The 17,134-nt window shown below is 64.0% G+C and carries 16 protein-coding genes and 1 tRNA gene; 5 read left to right on the top strand and 12 right to left on the bottom strand.

The genetic code is table 11. The annotated features are described in order from the left end of the window. Positions 1 to 6 precede the first annotated feature (6 nt). Both BHD06_RS16195 and BHD06_RS16190 read right to left on the bottom strand, forming a co-directional pair. The gene (locus BHD06_RS16195) at positions 7 to 882 is read right to left on the bottom strand and encodes a hypothetical protein (protein ID WP_080458023.1); all 876 of its coding nucleotides are present in this window, start codon (positions 880 to 882) and stop codon (positions 7 to 9) included. Positions 883 to 1,400: 518 nt separating this feature from the next. Further along, positions 1,401 to 3,488: a DEAD/DEAH box helicase gene (locus BHD06_RS16190; protein WP_080458089.1), complete on the bottom strand. Its 2,088-nt coding sequence runs from the start codon at positions 3,486 to 3,488 to the stop codon at positions 1,401 to 1,403. A 160-nt stretch (positions 3,489 to 3,648) separates the two neighbouring features. On the opposite strand from BHD06_RS16190, the gene BHD06_RS16185 reads away from it, so the two are divergent. After that, entirely contained in the window at positions 3,649 to 4,809 is a 1,161-nt protein-coding gene (locus BHD06_RS16185) for a M20 aminoacylase family protein (protein ID WP_080458022.1), read from the top strand. 73 nt (positions 4,810 to 4,882) lie between these two features. Here BHD06_RS16185 and BHD06_RS23810 read toward each other — a convergent pair whose 3' ends face one another. After that, positions 4,883 to 5,041: a hypothetical protein gene (locus tag BHD06_RS23810; RefSeq protein WP_176214380.1), complete on the bottom strand. Its 159-nt coding sequence runs from the start codon at positions 5,039 to 5,041 to the stop codon at positions 4,883 to 4,885. A gap of 34 nt (positions 5,042 to 5,075) precedes the next feature. Then, positions 5,076 to 6,383, bottom strand: a complete 1,308-nt coding sequence (gene purB / locus BHD06_RS16180; protein ID WP_080458021.1) for an adenylosuccinate lyase — start codon at positions 6,381 to 6,383, stop codon at positions 5,076 to 5,078. 90 nt (positions 6,384 to 6,473) lie between these two features. Here purB and BHD06_RS16175 point away from each other — a divergent pair, with 90 nt between their 5' ends. Together BHD06_RS16175 and BHD06_RS16170 are read left to right on the top strand one after the other, a co-directional pair. After that, positions 6,474 to 6,881, top strand: coding sequence for a DUF6314 family protein (locus BHD06_RS16175; RefSeq protein WP_080458020.1), 408 nt, complete (start codon positions 6,474 to 6,476; stop codon positions 6,879 to 6,881). Further along, positions 6,878 to 7,600: a DUF3445 domain-containing protein gene (locus BHD06_RS16170; RefSeq protein WP_080458019.1), complete on the top strand. Its 723-nt coding sequence runs from the start codon at positions 6,878 to 6,880 to the stop codon at positions 7,598 to 7,600. Before BHD06_RS16175 ends, BHD06_RS16170 begins: the two co-directional genes overlap by 4 nt. A 50-nt stretch (positions 7,601 to 7,650) precedes the next feature. Here BHD06_RS16170 and BHD06_RS16165 read toward each other — a convergent pair whose 3' ends face one another. From BHD06_RS16165 to BHD06_RS16145, 5 genes are all read right to left on the bottom strand, one after another. Next, the gene (locus BHD06_RS16165) at positions 7,651 to 8,310 is read right to left on the bottom strand and encodes a hypothetical protein (RefSeq protein ID WP_080458018.1); all 660 of its coding nucleotides are present in this window, start codon (positions 8,308 to 8,310) and stop codon (positions 7,651 to 7,653) included. A 94-nt stretch (positions 8,311 to 8,404) separates the two neighbouring features. Beyond that, on the bottom strand, positions 8,405 to 9,232 hold the full coding sequence (locus BHD06_RS16160; RefSeq protein ID WP_080458017.1) for a lytic transglycosylase domain-containing protein: 828 nt from the start codon (positions 9,230 to 9,232) through the stop codon (positions 8,405 to 8,407). 86 nt (positions 9,233 to 9,318) lie between these two features. After that, positions 9,319 to 10,164: a hypothetical protein gene (locus BHD06_RS16155; RefSeq protein WP_139784764.1), complete on the bottom strand. Its 846-nt coding sequence runs from the start codon at positions 10,162 to 10,164 to the stop codon at positions 9,319 to 9,321. Positions 10,165 to 10,372: 208 nt separating this feature from the next. Continuing rightward, positions 10,373 to 11,779 (bottom strand): type I glutamate--ammonia ligase, encoded by a 1,407-nt coding sequence (gene glnA, locus BHD06_RS16150; protein WP_080458015.1) that lies wholly within the window; start codon positions 11,777 to 11,779, stop codon positions 10,373 to 10,375. Positions 11,780 to 11,810: 31 nt separating this feature from the next. Further along, entirely contained in the window at positions 11,811 to 12,149 is a 339-nt protein-coding gene (locus tag BHD06_RS16145) for a P-II family nitrogen regulator (RefSeq protein WP_080458014.1), read from the bottom strand. 173 nt (positions 12,150 to 12,322) lie between these two features. Between BHD06_RS16145 and BHD06_RS16140 the strand changes: the two genes are divergently transcribed. Further along, the gene (locus tag BHD06_RS16140) at positions 12,323 to 13,894 is read left to right on the top strand and encodes an NAD(P)H-hydrate dehydratase (protein ID WP_080458013.1); all 1,572 of its coding nucleotides are present in this window, start codon (positions 12,323 to 12,325) and stop codon (positions 13,892 to 13,894) included. A gap of 11 nt (positions 13,895 to 13,905) precedes the next feature. Here BHD06_RS16140 and BHD06_RS16135 read toward each other — a convergent pair whose 3' ends face one another. Further along, complete coding sequence (locus tag BHD06_RS16135; RefSeq protein ID WP_080458012.1) at positions 13,906 to 14,403, bottom strand: Hint domain-containing protein; 498 nt, start codon at positions 14,401 to 14,403, stop codon at positions 13,906 to 13,908. A 178-nt stretch (positions 14,404 to 14,581) separates the two neighbouring features. Here BHD06_RS16135 and BHD06_RS16130 point away from each other — a divergent pair. Beyond that, positions 14,582 to 14,666 (top strand) — tRNA-Leu (locus BHD06_RS16130). Between the two features lie 305 nt (positions 14,667 to 14,971). Here BHD06_RS16130 and BHD06_RS16125 read toward each other — a convergent pair. Next, a complete protein-coding gene (locus tag BHD06_RS16125; protein ID WP_307718134.1) occupies positions 14,972 to 15,310 on the bottom strand; it encodes a DUF2177 family protein in 339 nt (112 codons plus the stop codon). Between the two features lie 187 nt (positions 15,311 to 15,497). Continuing rightward, positions 15,498 to 16,898 carry a hypothetical protein gene (locus BHD06_RS16120; protein ID WP_080458011.1) on the bottom strand — a complete coding sequence of 467 codons (1,401 nt, stop codon included), beginning with the start codon at positions 16,896 to 16,898 and terminating at the stop codon, positions 15,498 to 15,500. Positions 16,899 to 17,134: the final 236 nt, after the last annotated feature.

The raw sequence follows: 17,134 nt of genomic DNA, 5'->3' as shown, positions 1-17,134 counted from the left end.
AACGGCTCACGGGGTGATCATCTGGATGCCGTCGAGGCGCTGGATCTCATAGATATCTTCGTCGTATAGTTCGGTAAGGCGGGTGACCACGTCCTCTGTCCAGCCGGGTACATCGAGCTCTTCCTCGATTGCCGCCTCGTCCGCGAACTTGTCGAGAAAGGCGGCGATCACGCGTCGCTTCTGCACCTCGGTCATGCCCGGATGGCTGTCGACATAGGCGTTGAAGCGTTGCAGGCCAGGTTTGGTCATGATCTCCGACAGCAGTGCGAATTCGCCGGTGATCGGCACTGTGGCGTCAATCCCGGCCATCTCGCGCACGATCTGCGACCAGATCATCGGCGTGTCCTCGTTGCACCAGACGGTGATCGGCAGGTCGGGATGGGCGTTGCGGATGCGCGCGATCAACTCGGACCAGCGGATCGCGGTCGGATCGTTGTCATCGAGCATCCGCGCGACGGAGCTATACGGCGTGCCGTGCAGCAACGCTGGTAGAAACATCGCCGGGTTGCGCAGGCCGAAAAAAAGCTCCAGCCGGTCGTCGGCAAAGATTTGGCGAAACTGGCTCAGACGTTTATCCGCTGCCGGATAGAGGATCGGACCGGCCACCGCCATTTTCGGTGTCCCGAAGAACCCGTGATTGGATAGGACCAGCCGGTCGGTGACATCCTCGGTGCTGATCGCATCGACCACCACCTCGCGCGCCTCGTCAGAGAGCGGGCCCTTCTGGGCGAGTTGCAGGATGTCGCGCAACAGCTTGTGATAGCTGACGGTGGGCGGCACGTTGGTGCCAAACCGGGCCAGCGTCTCGCGGTTTGACGCGAGGCAGGTAATCAGCCTGCCCTCATCGGTCATGTGTGCGCCAGCGTGAAGTGCGACCTGCATCGGTTGTCCTGTATCCTGTTTGCTGTGGCGGCCAATATAGGCGGTTTTGTCCCGAGCGAAACAGCATTCCCACCACGGGTGGCGAAAACCCCGTTATCCGCTGACCCAGACCACGGATGGGCTGTGGCGGAACATATGACTGCTATCGCACCGCCCTGGATGCACGGACCGTTGACACTTTGAGATGATCGGCGCTCTTACACCACGCCGTGGGTCGCTATCCGACGGCGGTCACGCGAAACGCACTCCGACACTGATGACAGTCCGGGTCAATTCGCCGCCGTAAATGAAGCCGCTCTGTGTTCGATACCTGCGATGACATCGTCACACGATGCTGCGAGGCATGGAACGTCTTTGCAAACGATCCCGAGCGTGTCCGTTCAATCAGTGACCGCGAATAGGCAAAAACGGTCAATCTATAGGGCCGTTGGTATGAGACCTCTTGCTCGGTGGATCGTAGATGTGATCCGCCGCAGATTCCCCGACAGGACGGTCCCGGCGATTGCCACGCGGGGCCGTTATGGTTTGCGCCGCTTGGGCGGGGTACTGCCGCCGAACCCCGGCCGCGATTTCGAGGGTGCGCCCTTGGGCTTAGGCTTGGGTTTGCCCGGCTTGCCGGGTTTTCCGGGCGTGCCCGGCGGGGTGAACCGCTTGGAGGTATCGCTAGCCGGGTTGCGCTTGGGCTTGGCCGGTGCCGCAGGGGCCTCGGGGCGCGGCGCGGGCTTGGCCTTGGGCTTGTCAAAGGGTTTGGCCCCCGGCTTGCCGGGCGTCTTGGCATAGGCGGGCTTGCCCGGTTTCTTGTCGGCCCATGGCTTTTTCTCGGCCGGTTTAGGCGCGTCTGAGCGGGGTTTGCGCGCGGGCGTTACCGCGCCGCTCTCGACTGCCTTTTCCAGACGGTCGGGCTTGAGGGCCGGTCGTGCGCGCGGTTTGGGCGCGGGTCGGGATGTGTCCTTGTCACGCGAGGCGCGGTCGGGGCGCGGTGCGCGCGTGTCCCGGTCTTGGCGCGGGGCACGCGGGGCGGGGCCGAGATCGGGGGCACCGTCGATCTTGCGCGCGGTGATCCCTTCGTCAAGCGCGCCATTCGCGCCGAGGGCTGACTGAAAACCGGCCACCGCCGCGTCGCTTAGCTCGACAAAGGTCTCCTTGTCCTGCACCCGAATCGCTCCGATGGCGGATTTGTCGAGGTTCCCGGCCCGGCACAGGAGCGGCAGAAGCCAGCGGGCCTCGGCCCGGTCGCCGGCCCCGACCGAGAGCGCGAACCATGTGCTCGGCCCGAACGGCGCGCGCTCGCGTGCGGGCGGCGCGGCATCGGGCGCGCTCAGATCCTCGGGCGCGGACCAGCGAGACTGATAGAGCCGCAGATAGGCGGCGGCGATCTGTTGCGGGCTGTGCAGCGTCAGGAGTTCGTCGGCAAAGGCGGTCTCGGTCTCGGACGGGGCCTCGGCCCAGACCGGGTCGGCCAGAAGCCGTGCGCGGTCCTGTGCTTCGATATCCTGTGCTGTGGGGGGCGTCGTCCATTCCGCCGTGATCTTGGCGAATTTTAGCAGGCGTTCGGCCTTCTTCACCGCCTTCACAGGCACGATCAGCGCCGAAACGCCCTTGCGCCCGGCGCGGCCCGTGCGGCCTGAGCGGTGCAGCAGCCCCTCGGAATTGGTGGGCAGTTCGGCATGCACGACGAGATCGAGATTGGGCAGGTCGATGCCGCGCGCGGCGACATCGGTGGCGACGCAGACGCGTGCGCGCCCGTCGCGCATTGCCTGAAGCGCATGGGTGCGCTCGGATTGGCTGAGCTCGCCCGAGAGTGATACCACGGCAAAGCCGCGATTGGCGAGGCGTGCGGTCAACCGTGCCACCATCGCGCGGGTATTGGCAAAGACGATGGCGTTCTGCGCGTCGTGATACCGCAGCAGGTTGATCACCGCGCCCTCGGCATCCTGCGGCGCCACGCGCAGCGCCTGATAGGCGATGTCGCTGTGCTGCTTGGCGCCGGTCAGCGTGGTCACCCGCGTTGCGTCGCGCTGGAATTTCTCCGCCAGCTTGGCGATCATCGGTGGTACGGTGGCTGAGAACATCAGCGTGCGTCGGCCCTCGGGGGCCGCCGCCAGCATGAATTCGAGATCCTCGCGAAACCCCAGATCGAGCATTTCGTCGGCCTCATCCAGCACCACGGCGCGCAGGCTGCCCATGTCGAGCGCGCCACGATTGATGTGATCACACAGCCGCCCCGGTGTGCCCACCACGATGTGCGCGCCGCGTTCCAGCGCGCGGCGTTCGTCGCGGGCATCCATGCCGCCGACGCAAGAGACCAGCCGCGCGCCGGTCTCGGCATAAAGCCAGCTCAGCTCTCGCATCACCTGCAGCGCCAGTTCCCGCGTGGGCGCCACGATCAGCGCCAGAGGGGCGGAGGCGGGGGGCAGGCGAGGCGCGTCCCCCATCAGCGTCGAGGCGATGGCGAGGCCGAAGCCCACGGTTTTGCCCGAGCCGGTCTGCGCCGAGACCAGTAGGTCGGCCTGCCCGAGGGATGCATCGGTCACGGCTTCTTGAACGGGGGTGAGCGTGTCATAGCCGCGTGCGGTAAGAGCGGAAGAGAGGGTCTGGGGGATCATCAAAAAAGGGGCCTTGAGCATGAGTCGCGCGCCCGTGGCGCAAGCCGCGACGCATAGCTGAGCCGCGCGGCAATGTATATCGCAAATCGCCCCCCTTGTAGAGCCCACACGAATGCGCCACCTTGGCGGCAATCCCGAAATGCGAACAGGAGTGCAGAGTATGCCCGTCAAGAACCGTTTTGCCGAATTGCACGGCGACATCACCGAATGGCGACGCGATATCCACGCCCATCCCGAAATTCTCTACGAGACGCACCGCACCAGCGCGCTGGTGGCCGAGAAGCTGGAGGCTTTCGGCTGTGACGAGGTCGTGACCGGCATCGGGCGCACCGGCGTTGTGGGGGTGATCAAGGGCAAGTCCACCGGCTCGGGCAAGGTGATCGGGCTGCGCGCGGACATGGATGCGCTGCCCATCCACGAGGCGACGGGAGTGGACTATGCCTCTAAGACCCCCGGCGCGATGCATGCCTGCGGCCATGACGGACATACCGCGATGCTGCTTGGCGCGGCGCGCTATCTGGCCGAGACGCGCAATTTCGACGGCACCGTGGTGGTGATCTTCCAGCCTGCCGAAGAGGGCGGGGCAGGCGGCAAGGCGATGTGCGATGACGGGCTGATGGAACGGTTCGGTATTCAGGAGGTCTACGGCATGCACAATTGGCCGGGCCGCCCGGTAGGCAGCTTCGCAATCCGTCCCGGCGCGTTCTTCGCCGCGACCGATCAGTTCGATATCGAGGTCACCGGCAAGGGCGGTCACGCCGCCAAGCCGCAGGAGACGGTCGACCCCACGGTGATGGCCGCGCATATGGTGACGATGTTGCAGACCATCGCCAGCCGCAATGCCGACCCGGTCGATCAGGTGGTGGTCTCGGTCACCTCGTTCCAGACCTCGTCGAACGCGTTCAACGTGATCCCGCAATCGGTGCATCTGCGCGGCACCGTGCGTACGATGAGCCCCGAGATGCGTGATCTGGCTGAAACCCGTCTGCGTGCGATTTCCGAGCATGTCGCGGCGGGCTTTGGCGGGCAGGCCGAGGTGACCTATCATCGCGGCTATCCGGTGATGGTCAACCACGAGGAACAGACCGAGTTTGCGGCTGCGGTCGCGGCCAAGGTGAGCGGCGACTGCGCCGAGGCGCCTCTGGTGATGGGCGGCGAGGACTTCGCCTTCATGCTGGAGGAGCGCCCGGGCGCTTATATCCTCGTTGGGAATGGGGATACGGCTATGGTGCATAACCCCGACTACAACTTCAACGACGAGGCAATCCCGGCCGGGTGCAGCTGGTGGGCGGGCATCGTCGAAGAGCGGATGCCGACCTGAGCGGCGCGCCGTCGGATTTGAGTATTTGTAGAACGGTGAAAGAGGGGCGGGGATCATCCCGCCCCTTTCCGCATCAGCTCGACGTGGGCAGGCAGGTATTGGTCGCGCTATCCCAGGTCGTGCCTTGGGCGCAGGAAAGCGCCTGTTTCTGTTTGCCATAGCTGCATCCCGCCGCGGCGAGCGAGGGCAGGGCTACGAGGGCGAGGGCGGCAAGTCCGACTGTCAGTTTCATGAAATGTCTCCCTGTTGAACAGGGTTTCGGTCTATCACGATTTTCCGAAGACTCGCGCGAAAATCGTGTCCACATGCTTGGTGTGATAGCCAAGGTCGAATTTTTCTTCAATTTCGGCCGGGCTGAGCGCCGCCGTCACCTCGGGGTCAGCCAGCAATTCGGTCTTGAAGTCGCAGCCTGTCTCCCAGACCTTGAGCGCGTTGCGCTGCACAAGGCGGTAGGCGTCCTCGCGGCTGACACCGGCCTGCGTGAGGGCAAGCAGGACCCGCTGCGACATCACGAGGCCGGGAAATTTGTTCATGTTGGCCAGCATGTTGTCAGGATAAACGATCAGCTTGTCGATGACACCTGTCAGTCGTGCGAGGGCGAAATCGAGGGTCACAGTGGCGTCGGGGCCGATCATTCGCTCGACCGAACTATGTGAGATGTCGCGCTCGTGCCAGAGCGCCACGTTCTCCATCGCCGGGATCACCATCGAGCGCACCATGCGCGCGAGCCCCGTCAGGTTCTCGGTCAGCACCGGGTTCTTCTTGTGCGGCATGGCAGAAGAGCCCTTTTGCCCCATCGAGAAGAACTCGGCCCCTTCCAGAACCTCGGTGCGTTGCATGTGGCGGATTTCTACCGACACGTTCTCGACGCTCGACGCCACAACGCCGAGCGCGGCGAAAAAGGCCGCGTGGCGGTCGCGGGGGATGACCTGCGTGCTGATCGGCTCCGGCTTTAGCCCCAGCCTGGCGCAAACATGGTCCTCGACCCGCGGGTCGACATTGGCGAAGGTGCCGACCGCGCCCGAAATGGCCCCGGTCGCGACCTCGTCGCGCGCGGTGCGCAGGCGGGTCAGGTTGCGGTCCATCTCGGCATAAAAGCGGGCAAAGGTCAGCCCCATCGTGGTCGGCTCGGCATGGATGCCGTGGCTGCGCCCGATGCGGATCGTGTCCTTATGCTCATAGGCGCGGCGTTTCAGGGCGGCCAGCAGCCCCTCCATATCCGCGATCAGGATATCGGCGGCGCGGGTCAACTGGATGTTGAAACAGGTGTCGAGCACGTCCGACGAGGTCATGCCCTGATGCACGAAGCGCGCTTCGTCGCTGCCCACATGCTCGGCCAGATGGGTCAGAAAGGCGATCACATCGTGTTTCGTCTCGGCTTCGATCTCGTCGATGCGCGCGACGTCGAATTCGACATCCTTAGCTGTCCAGACAGCTTTCGCATTCTCACGCGGGATCACGCCCAGATCGGCCATGGCGTCACAGGCATGCGCCTCGATCTCGTACCAGATGCGGAATTTGGTGGCGGGCTCCCAGATGGCGACCATATCGGGGCGGGAATAGCGGGGAATCATCGGCGGTCCTTGCAGATTGGTGTGGAAAGCGGTTGAGCGCGCTTGTAGTGGCTAAGGGACAGCACGGCAAGGCGGGGGCGAGGGCGGCGCATGCGGCCAAGACGATTGCAGGATTTCGAAGGGGCGTGGTCGTTCACGCGCGAGGTGGCCGAGGCGGATGGGTGCCGTGCCACCGTGACGGGCCGCGCGGTCTGGGTGCGCGACAGTGCGGGGCTGGCCTATACCGAGACCGGCGAGATGCGGATCGAGGGCCATGTGCCGATGCAGGTGGAGCGGCGGTATTCTTGGGACAGCGATCTGGCGGTGTCTTTCGAGGATGGCCGGTTTTTCCATCATGTGCCACCCGAGGGCGGAGAGACCGCGCATTGGTGCGACCCGGATCAATATGACGGCATCTATGATTTTGACAATTGGCCGGAGTTCAGCGTGACATGGCGAGTGCGTGGCCCACGCAAGGATTACCGCATGGTGACATGCTACAGACCGGAGGACGAATGACCGAGATATTGCAGCAACGCCTGCCCTATGACGTGGAGGCCAAGCGCCCGCTGCCGGGCATCGCGCCGCTCGATATGGCGGAGTGGCTCTTGGTGGACGAGGCATTCAGCGCGCAAATGGCTGAACGTGCGCGGTTATTGTCGGAGCGGCGCGACGATGTGCTGGCCGTGACCGACGGGGCGGCGCCCGCGATGGCCGAGCTTTTGCAATATGTGCTGGACTGGCTGGCAGAGAACGGAGCGGGCTACGTCATTTCCGCAAAAGAGGTGCGACGCCCCGATGGTGTGAGCGTGGCCATTGACCGCGACGATCCGATGGGCACCCTGGGGCATCTGGTGCAGGAGGATCTCTGCCTGCTGGAACGGCGCGGCGCGGAACACGTGCTGACTGCGGCGGTGCTGTGCTTTCCGGCGAGTTGGCGGCTGGCCGAGAAGATCGGCCGCCCCTTGACCGCGATCCATGTACCGGTGCCGTCCTATGATGACGGCATCGCGCGACGGGTGCAGCGGCTGTTTGACGGGGTGCAGCCTGGCCGCCCGCTCTGGCGGTTCAACGCGCTCTACTATGCCGAGGCGACGCTGCATCAGCCGCGACAGCGTGTGCAGCCGGAAGAGGCGATGAAGCTGCCCTTCCTGCGCTCGGAGCGGCAATGCGTGCTGCGCATGCCCGAGACACGGGCCTGCGTTTTCTCGATCCACAGCTACGTGATCGCACGCTGAGGCGGGGCTTAAATGCCTAGTGTCGAAGCAGGACTTTGCCGACCCCGCAGCTAGCCGAACAGCAACGGCTGCGCCTCGCGCAGGGTCGTGTAGGTCAGGAGCGCGGCTCCCACGGGCGGGGCATGCAGGAACAATGTCAGCCCGAAGGTGATGATTGTCAGCCGCATCGGCACCGAGGCGGGGCGCGGAAAAGACCGTACCTCATCCGGGTCCACGGCGCCGTCAGCCCAATTTTCCGCGTCGCGTGCGCGGCGCTTTCTGCGGCGCGTGGCGTTGGGTGTCTTTGGGGCGGTCGCCGTCAACAGGTCAAAGGTGTGGTCGATCAGCGCCGACCCGACGGGCAGCCCGGCGGGGCCGTTCAATTGCGCATCGAAGGGCAGGTATTCGCGCACCCGCTCGACCGCGCGGCGCAGTAGCGTGTCATATGCCGCCGGGTCGAGCGCCGCGCGCGACCTGCGCCCGGGCTGTCCGACCGCGATCACGAGGTAATGCGGCCGTTGCGCTTTTTGTGCGGGTAACCAGCCGAGCGCGATGCGCACGCTTTCGCGGTCGATGATCGCCACGTCCTCGCCATCCCATGTCAGGCGGCGCACCTGGGTGGCCAGCGCATGCGAGGCGATGTCGAACTCCTCCACGATATCGGGGAAATCCATATCCGGAGGCGCGTGATATTCAAGGGCGGTGATCCCGCCGAAATTCTGTCTGCTCATGTCATGCCTCGATGGTTCTGGGTCAAGGTGAACCGCACATTTTTGGCACTCGTAACGATTGCCGTCCGCGAACAGGTTGCGAAGGGCGGGGCCGTCATGATCCGCTTCCGACTATCCGCGCCGCCATCAGCGCGATCGCCTGTTGATAGACCGTAGCCGCGTTCCATTGCTCGATCACGGCGAAATTGGGCTGGCCCGCGGCATATCCCTCCCCGGGGTGCCAGCCTTGCTGACGCAGGAAATGGGCGGTGGAGGCCATCGCATCGGTCAGGTTGTAGAGATCGACCCGACCGTCGCCATTGCCGTCCACACCGTAGCGCAGTGCGTTGCCGGGCAAGAACTGCGTATGGCCCAATTCGCCGTGCCGCGCGCCCTTTGTCTGACCGGTGATGCTGCCGCGATCCACCAGTTTCAGCGCTCCGATGGCATGCGGGCGAAAGAAATCGGAGCGGCGGCAATCATAGGTCAGCGTAACGATGGCCGAAACCACCGAAGTGTCGCCCATGAAGCCACCGAACGCAGTTTCCATGCCGTGAATCGCGATGAGAACCCCTGCCGGCACACCGTATTGCCGCTCCAGCGCGTCATAGAACACCGCGTCACGGGTGCGACGTTTGCGGCCCTGCGCGACGATGGTGTCGGCCCCGCGCACTTGCATGAATTTCTCCAGGCTGTAGCGAAAGCTCTTCTGATTGCGGTCCGCAGCGATGGTGCCGGTGGCGTAGCGCGCGCCCTCCAGGGCCTGAATCCCACGTGCGCCCACGCCCTCGGCGGCGGCCTCGTGCTTGAACGCTGCCTTCCAGTTCTCGAATCCCTGGGCGGTATTCCCACAGGTGGCGGCCATCGCGGCCGATCCTCCTGTCAACCACAGCCCGAGCCCGAGCGCGTGCGCCACGCGGCGGATCACGACAGGTTTTTTCATCGCACCTCTCCTCAACGGATTGCCTTTGCGGGCGATCCTATCGTGCCTGGCGAACAGCACCAAGCGCGCTGAGGGCAGGGCGCGTGTCATATCCCGAGGCCTCGCACCATATCGACGGCTTCGGCCATCGCGCCGCTGGCCTGCAAAGACATGAACAGGCCCGTGAGCGCCGCGGTCTGCGAAGCCAGTCGTAGGTTTTCGCCGCGCAACAGATTGAACACCATCAGCCCGGCGGCAACCGGCAGCGCGAAGATCGCCAGAGTAAAAGTCATCATCCAGACGCTGAGCCGCAGCGGTGCGGTCTCTTCGCGGATACCGTCCGACGGGTCGGGTAGATCCTCCGGCTCGGGATCGCAAAATGCCGCGCGCAGGCTGCGCAGGCGCTCGGCATCTTCGGCGCTATGGTTCTTGCCATGCGGAATACGGCCCTGAAGCCCGGTGTAGGCATCTTCGACATTGGGCAGACGGTCTCGCCCTCGCCGCATGCGGGTCCGGACGCGCTCGTTCTCCTGCGGCGGTGTGATCGCGGCGCGGAACTCGGCCCGGGTCAACAAGGCCCCCGGCTCGATCCATTGAACGAAATCCGGGGCCAGCGGGACATGCAGAGCGGCCAGCGCATAGGCCATGATCGCCTGATAGGGTTCCGCATCCGCCCAGGGCGGGCCGAATTCGCGCATCAGCGTCACTTCGATATAGTGATCGGCCGGAACGTCCAGCCGGTCTACATGCCGTTTGCGCTCGATCTGGATACGCAGGTCGAACTGATCCGTTCGCAGGAGTGCGGCATCCTCCGACAGACATTTCTGCATCGTCACCTCTTCGCCGAGCTGGTCCAGAGTGTGGGCGATCCGCTTGCTGATCGCGATTATATCGAGTGCTCTCATACCGAGAAATACTAGCCCTGCCGTAACCTTTTGAGTCGTATGGGTCATGGGACGGGTCCATTCGTTAGTTCACACTCTTAAGTTGATCTGAGAAAGCGGAACCAGTTTGTTTCAAATGAGGATACATTTAGGCAGTCTTCACGTTTTTGTGTTTTTGGTTCCAGAACGGCAACGGTGTGGGGGCATGAAAAAGGGCGCCCCTGTCGGGGGCGCCCTTTGACTGTCGGGGCAGGCCGTAATCGGTCTGCAGGCTGGCTTAGCAGCTGTAATACATCAGGAATTCGACCGGATGTGGCGTGTGCTCGTAAAGCTCGATCTCTTCCATCTTGAGGTCGAGATAGCCGTCAATCTGATCCTTGGTGAAGACGTCACCGGCAAGCAGGAACGCATGATCGGCACGTAGTGCATCAAGGGCCTCGCGCAGGCTGCCACAGACGGTGGGGATGCCTTCAAGCTCTTCGGCGGGCAGGTCGTAGAGGTTCTTGTCCATCGCCTCGCCCGGGTCGATCTTGGACTTGATGCCATCGAGACCGGCCATCAAGAGCGCGGCAAAGCACAGGTAGGGGTTTGCCGACGGATCAGGGAAACGCGCCTCAACACGCTTGGCCTTGGGGCTCTCTGTCCACGGAATACGCACGCAGCCCGAACGGTTGCGGGCCGAATAGGCGCGCAGTACCGGGGCCTCGAAGCCGGGGATCAGGCGCTTGTAGCTGTTGGTCGAGGGGTTGGTGAAGGCATTGAGCGTTTTCGCGTGCTTGAGGATGCCGCCGATGAACCACAGGGCCTCCTGGCTCAGATCGGCGTACTTGTCACCGGCAAAGAGCGGCTTGCCGTCCTTCCAGATCGACATGTTGACATGCATGCCGGTGCCGTTGTCGCCATAGATCGGCTTGGGCATGAAGGTCGCGGTCTTGCCATAGGCCTGTGCGACATTGTGGATGACATATTTGTATTTTTGCAGCTCATCGGCCTGCGTGGTCAGCGTGCCGAAGATCAGCCCCAACTCGTGCTGGCACGATGCCACCTCGTGGTGATGCTTGTCGACCTTCATGCCGAGACGCTTCATTGTGGACAGCATTTCCGAGCGGATATCCTGCCCGTCGTCGATCGGGTTCACCGGGAAATAGCCGCCCTTGACGCCGGGGCGGTGGCCCGTGTTGCCCATCTCGTATTCGGTGTCGGTGTTCCAGGATGCGTCGAGCGCGTCGACCTCATAGGACACCTTGTTGATCGAGTTCGAGACGCGCACATCGTCGAACAGGAAAAATTCCGCCTCGGGGCCCCAGTAGGACACATCGCCGATACCTGACGCCTTCAGATAGGCCTCGGCCTTTTCGGCGGTGCCGCGCGGATCGCGGTTGTAGGGCTCGCCGGTATCGGGCTCCACCACCGAGCAATGGATGCAAAGCGTCTTTTCGGCGTAGAACGGATCGACATAGGCGCTGTCGAATGCCGGCATCAGCTTCATGTCCGAGGCTTCGATCGATTTCCACCCTGCGATGGACGAGCCGTCGAACATGAACCCTTCCTCGAGGAAGTCCTCGTCGACCTGATCGGCCATCACCGTCACATGTTGCAGCTTGCCGCGCGGGTCAGTGAAGCGGATGTCGACATACTCGATATCCTCGTCCTTGATCTGCTTGAGAATCGCGTCTTTGCTCATTCTCTTCTTCCTTTTCTTGTTGGGAAATGGGTTAGAGCGCGTCCGGTCCGGTCTCGCCGGTGCGGATGCGGATTGCCTGTTCGACGGGGCTGACGAAAATCTTGCCGTCGCCGATCTTGTCGGTCTTCGCGGCGTCGATGATGGCCTCGATGGCGGCATCGACCTGATCGTCGTCAAGCACGACGTCGATCTTTACCTTGGGCAGGAAATCCACCACGTATTCGGCCCCGCGATATAGTTCGGTATGTCCCTTCTGGCGGCCGAACCCCTTGACCTCGATCACCGAAAGGCCCTGAATGCCTGCTTCCTGCAACGCTTCCTTCACCTCGTCGAGTTTGAAGGGCTTGATGATCGCTTCGATCTTTTTCATGGGCGCGGGCCTCCTCGGTTGTCGTTTCGCAACGTGCAGACCACTTCTCAGCGGGGGTCTCAATCGGTTACAGTCGCTCCAGCGTCGTTCCTAAGGGGGCACCATGGGTGATGCCTAATAAATGTGCAAGTCGCCACATTATGTGGCGAAATTGAATCGAGAAAGGGCCAGGAATGCACGCACTCCTCACAGCCGCCCAAATGCGCGCCATTGAACAGGCCGCAATCGACTCGGGCACGGTCACCGGGCTTGACCTGATGGAGCGCGCCGGGCGGGGCGTGGTCGAGGCGGTGTTCGAGGCATGGCCGGATCTGGCGCAGGCCCCCCACAAGGCACTCGTGCTTTGTGGTCCCGGCAACAATGGCGGCGACGGGTTTGTGGTGGCGCGGTTGCTGAAGGACTGGGGCTGGGAGGTCGAGGTGTTTCTCTATGGCGATGCCGCCAAGCTGCCGCCGGATGCGAAGGCGAATTTCGAGCGCTGGCGATACCTGGGCGCTGTCGCGGATCTGGCGTCGGTCTCGGCCAGCCACGCTGAGCATTCGGCTCTCGTCGTCGATGCGGTTTTCGGGACGGGGCTTGCCCGACCCGTAGAGGGCCATCTAGGGCAGATCCTGCGCGCGTTTGACAGCCTTCGGGCCAAGCCAGTGCGGGTGGTCGCGGTGGACATGCCGTCCGGTCTCTGCGCCGATAGTGGCCGACCGCTCGGTGCCTGTGCTAGGGCGGACCTGACCGTCAGCTTTCACGCGGCCAAACTGGGACATTATCTATCAGACGGTCCCTGTCGGACAGGAAAACTCATCGTCAAGAGCATCGGCCTTGAGGGCAGCGGCGGGTTACCGGCCGGCGGCCGCTCTCCCGCAGTGCCGCTGCAAGATTTGGTCCGGTTGGTTAAAGACGGTTCTTCCGCGCATATGGCCAAGTCCTCGGAAACCCACAAATATTCCCACGGCCATGCCCTGATCCTGACGGGTGGCGCGGGTCGAACCGGTGCCGCGCGGCTGGCGGCGCGGGGGGCGTTGCGCATCGGGGCGGGGCTGGTGACGCTCGGCGTGCCAGGGTCGGCGCAGCAGGAGGTGGCCTGTCAGATCACCGCACTGATGTTGCGGCGGGTGGAGCATGGCGAGGCTCTGGCAGAGGTGCTTGCGGACAGCCGTTTGAATGCTTTGTGCCTTGGGCCGGGGCTGGGGGTGACACGGGCGCGGGAATTGGTGCCCGTGGCCCTTGGCGGGGGTGACCCCCGCCCGACGGTCCTGGATGCGGACGCACTGACCGCATTCAAGGACGCCCCGGAGACCCTCTTTGCCATGTTGCACGAGACCTGCGTGCTGACGCCGCATGGCGGGGAATTCGCCCGCCTGTTCCCGGACATCGCGGCAGAACTGGCCACGCCTGCCACAAAGGGCCCGGCCTATTCCAAGCTGGACGCGACGCGCGCGGCGGCGGAGCGGGCGGGTTGTATTGTTCTTTTCAAGGGGCCCGATACGGTGATCGCCGCACCGGACGGGCGCTGTGCAATCAACTCGGCTCAGTATGACCGGGCGTCCCCTTGGTTGGCGACGGCCGGATCGGGCGATGTGTTGGCGGGGTTCATCACTGGGCTTCTGGCGCGCGGGATGCCCCCCGTTCAGGCGGCCCGAAGCGCCACCTGGCTGCATGTGGAATGTGCGCGTGCCTTTGGCCCTGGCCTGATTGCCGAAGACCTGCCAGAGGCCGTCCCGGGTGTCTTGCGCGCCGCTGGCTTGTAGCGCCGGGCGCTTCAGGCTGTCCGGTGCGCCGCCACGGTCTGAGGGCCAGTCGCGAGTTCGAGCCCGTCCACATAGAGAACATGCGCACCGTCGAAACCGAGATCGCAGGTCACGATCTCGCGTGCCGGTTCCAGCGTCACGAATTCACCGTCGACCAGACGCGAGACGGGGACCAGCGCCTGATCCGCACCGAACAGCGCCTTGGCGCGCCAGTCGCGCACCAGGATCGACTGACCGGCGGGCAGGACCACGTCACGCTCGGGTCGGGTATGGCCAAGGGAGCCGGCCAGAATGCGCACCGCGCGGCAGGTGACACGCCGCATCTCGATCCTTGTCAGCGGCACCGCGCCGCGATCACGGGTGATGACGCGCATGCCCGGACGTAGATCGCCGACGCAGATCTCGCCGTTCAGGGTTAGGATGATACTGTCGGCGCACAGACCGCCGCAGTCCACAGGGGGAATGACGGCCAATTCGCCGTCCGACCGCCCGACCGTTTTCGGTTTCATGGCGTTTCTCGCTTTGTTACTGCCTCTTTATTTGCTCAGAATATGGCAATTTTCGGTTAATGTCGCGCCTTTTTTTCAACACATCCATCGACGGCGCGCGCGCGTTTTCTGCTCGCATCCGGTGCAGCGCTTTGCTAGAGAAGCCCGCAGTCGGGCGTTTCAACACGCTCGGGTCAGTGCGGGTGTGGCGAAATTGGTAGACGCACCAGATTTAGGTTCTGGCGCCGCAAGGCGTGGGGGTTCAAGTCCCTCCACCCGCACCATTCTGGCTAGCCATGCCCTTTTTTTGTTGATGATGTGCGCTGTGCTGCGTGGCTGGCCCGCAATCTGGCCCGCCAGTCGATCGACAAAGGTTTCGAGGTCGCGGACGCGCCAGACGGTGGTTTCGTCCCACTGGATAGGGGCCGGACAGCGCCCCGTCTGCGCGCGCGCGTAGAGCGTGCTTTGGATGATTCCCAGCGTTGCGGCGGCTTCATTGGTGCGGACAAGAAGGGTGGCGGGCATGGGTCCGTCTACTGCAACGTGCGTAGACAGCGGCGCGTGGTCTGCGAAATTGCACCATAAAATTTCAATGGTGGCACTTGAAGGTCGCGCTTGTCCGTTCACCCGATAGCCCGGGCGGCCATGACCCCGCCCCAGGCCGATAGCGCGGTGAGTGCCGAGCCCCAGGCCATGTCGGCTGCCACCATCGCGGCGTGCCATCGCGCAGTGCCGGCCAGCCCGCGAACCAGATCACGCCGGCCATGTAGATGAGATAGAACAACACGGCCGGGAGGGGCCGTATGCCCGGGCGGAGCGTTTCGCCCAGATGCTGAGCGAAGAGCGGCTGCATGACAGTCGAGAGCATGATGGCGTCGGCGACCAGGAAGATCGCGCCGGTGACGAGGACGAGGACGAGTAGGGACATGCGTTTCTCCTTTGCAGGGCTTCACGTAGGTCACCGAGGAAGCCCGTCCACGACGGGTGATGGTGGCAGCACCGCATGGCGTCTGTCGTCCGCTCAGCTGGATTCGAGCCCCGGTACGGGAAACGCACAGCCGATGGCGGACAAGCTAGTGAGCATTGCAGCGCCGAAGTCATGGGCCCTGATGCCGTCACAAGACGAAGGCGTAAAGCACCACCCAGAGCGACAGCATCCCCCCGCAGAGCACCGTGTAGACCCCATTCCAGACCAAGCCGACACGTTGCGCGCTGATGCCCCCGAAGGAGCCGATCAGCAGCGTCGTCGCGGTGAAGGGCGAACTGGCCCCGCTCAGCGCCCATCCCGCCGCCAGGGACACAACGATGGCCGTCGGCGCCACGCCGAGGGTCTCGGCCCCGGGAATGAGCGGCGCGATCAGCGTCACCGCCAGGATCGGGTTCATCCCGAGCTGCCCGACCAGCGGAATTAACCAGACAAAGCTCACCAGCAGCAACCAGGGCGGCAACATCGACAGATCAAGCCCTGCGCGCTGCATCAGCGGCACGAGCAGCGCCGAGCCGACGGTGCCGATATACCCCGCCATCATCAAGAGCGTCAGCTCCTCGCGATAGCCCGGTAGTTCCCGGGTCACGTAGTCACCGACCCGCCGCGCCACTGACTGCAAAGGTGCTTGCCCCCAATGCTGGATCAGCATCCACACCAGCGCGATCACCGGCACGATGACCACCACCAGCCCGACGATTCGCACATCCGTGATGGCCGAGAGACCGATCACGCTGACCACCAGCACCGCGAGTAGGGCCAGCAGCGGCAACATCAGCGCCCAGGATCCCTCCGGTGTCTGTCGCCGGGGTGTCACGCTCAGCCGTGGCTTGAACGCTGTGTCGAGACCCCAACCGATCCCCGCCAGCAGCGCCGAGGACACCAGCCCCGGCACCAGCGCCTGCGACCAGGTCGCGCCCGGCACCACACTGATCGAGATCGCCATGGCAAAGGACAGCGGCGACCAGGGCAGGGTCGACACGAAGGCCCGCTGGATCGCCAGCAGCATCCGCCGGATACGGTGGCCGCGCACCTCCGGATCGGGCTCGGTCTCGGCATTGGCCAGCGCCAGTGCCCCGAGCAGCTGGATCGCGCCGTAATTGAGCAGCAGCGCAAAGCCCTGCCCGCCGGCAGTCAGTGCCGCGTAGCGGCGCCCGGGGCGCTGCGCCGACAGGAACCGCCCAGCCGCCTGCACCGCCGCCGAGGTCTGCGCAACATTGCGCAGCGTCGAGAGCGCCGAGAAGAACGCCGCGATGAACGCCGCCGAGCGCAACCCGTCCAGAACAACCAGCTGCCAGCCCGACGCGTGCATACCGAGCGCCACGGTCAGGCCAAGCGCCACCGCGACGAAGACCTTGCGCGAGGCCCGGACCTGCGCCGCCAGAATGGCAACAAGCAGCAGCACGAGCGCGGGTTTCGCCGGGGCCATCCATGCCGCGACATGCCACTCGTGCAGGATCACGAGACAGGTGATCGCGACCAGCAGCATGCCGGTCGTCAGATCGACCCGATTTTGTATCTGCTTGTCCACTTCGAAGACCCCACTGGCTCTCTCACCCTTGTGCCCTCTGGCGCGCCGGGCAGCAAGGGCGAGCCACCAGGATCACGCGCGGCATGCAAGGATTGAAGTGGTCCCACCTTTTCGGACATGTTTGCAGCTTTTCTAAGGTGTATCGGGTTTAGGTTTCATGCTGCTTCTTGTTGTTCCAAGCCTACCCAATATGCGTCGTCAGGCGTCTGCCGATCAAGGGCGGAATGGGGCCTTTT

Origin of the sequence: Roseovarius sp. A-2 (assembly GCF_002072155.1) — a bacterium.
Taxonomy (GTDB): Bacteria; Pseudomonadota; Alphaproteobacteria; order Rhodobacterales; family Rhodobacteraceae; genus Roseovarius.
The sequence above is the reverse complement of the archived record's forward strand: the minus strand, read 5'-3'. Positions and strand labels throughout refer to the sequence as shown.

Excerpts from the sequence above, each read along its gene's own strand:
- BHD06_RS16195 (WP_080458023.1), bottom strand. The coding sequence starts at position 882 with ATGCAGGTCGCACTTCACGCTGGCGCACACATGACCGATGAGGGCAGG.
- BHD06_RS16190 (WP_080458089.1), bottom strand. The coding sequence starts at position 3,488 with ATGATCCCCCAGACCCTCTCTTCCGCTCTTACCGCACGCGGCTATGAC.
- BHD06_RS16185 (WP_080458022.1), top strand. The coding sequence starts at position 3,649 with ATGCCCGTCAAGAACCGTTTTGCCGAATTGCACGGCGACATCACCGAA.
- BHD06_RS23810 (WP_176214380.1), bottom strand. The coding sequence starts at position 5,041 with ATGAAACTGACAGTCGGACTTGCCGCCCTCGCCCTCGTAGCCCTGCCC.
- purB (WP_080458021.1), bottom strand. The coding sequence starts at position 6,383 with ATGATTCCCCGCTATTCCCGCCCCGATATGGTCGCCATCTGGGAGCCC.
- BHD06_RS16175 (WP_080458020.1), top strand. The coding sequence starts at position 6,474 with ATGCGGCCAAGACGATTGCAGGATTTCGAAGGGGCGTGGTCGTTCACG.
- BHD06_RS16170 (WP_080458019.1), top strand. The coding sequence starts at position 6,878 with ATGACCGAGATATTGCAGCAACGCCTGCCCTATGACGTGGAGGCCAAG.
- BHD06_RS16165 (WP_080458018.1), bottom strand. The coding sequence starts at position 8,310 with ATGAGCAGACAGAATTTCGGCGGGATCACCGCCCTTGAATATCACGCG.
- BHD06_RS16160 (WP_080458017.1), bottom strand. The coding sequence starts at position 9,232 with ATGAAAAAACCTGTCGTGATCCGCCGCGTGGCGCACGCGCTCGGGCTC.
- BHD06_RS16155 (WP_139784764.1), bottom strand. The coding sequence starts at position 10,164 with ATGACCCATACGACTCAAAAGGTTACGGCAGGGCTAGTATTTCTCGGT.
- glnA (WP_080458015.1), bottom strand. The coding sequence starts at position 11,779 with ATGAGCAAAGACGCGATTCTCAAGCAGATCAAGGACGAGGATATCGAG.
- BHD06_RS16145 (WP_080458014.1), bottom strand. The coding sequence starts at position 12,149 with ATGAAAAAGATCGAAGCGATCATCAAGCCCTTCAAACTCGACGAGGTG.
- BHD06_RS16140 (WP_080458013.1), top strand. The coding sequence starts at position 12,323 with ATGCACGCACTCCTCACAGCCGCCCAAATGCGCGCCATTGAACAGGCC.
- BHD06_RS16135 (WP_080458012.1), bottom strand. The coding sequence starts at position 14,403 with ATGAAACCGAAAACGGTCGGGCGGTCGGACGGCGAATTGGCCGTCATT.
- BHD06_RS16125 (WP_307718134.1), bottom strand. The coding sequence starts at position 15,310 with ATGTCCCTACTCGTCCTCGTCCTCGTCACCGGCGCGATCTTCCTGGTC.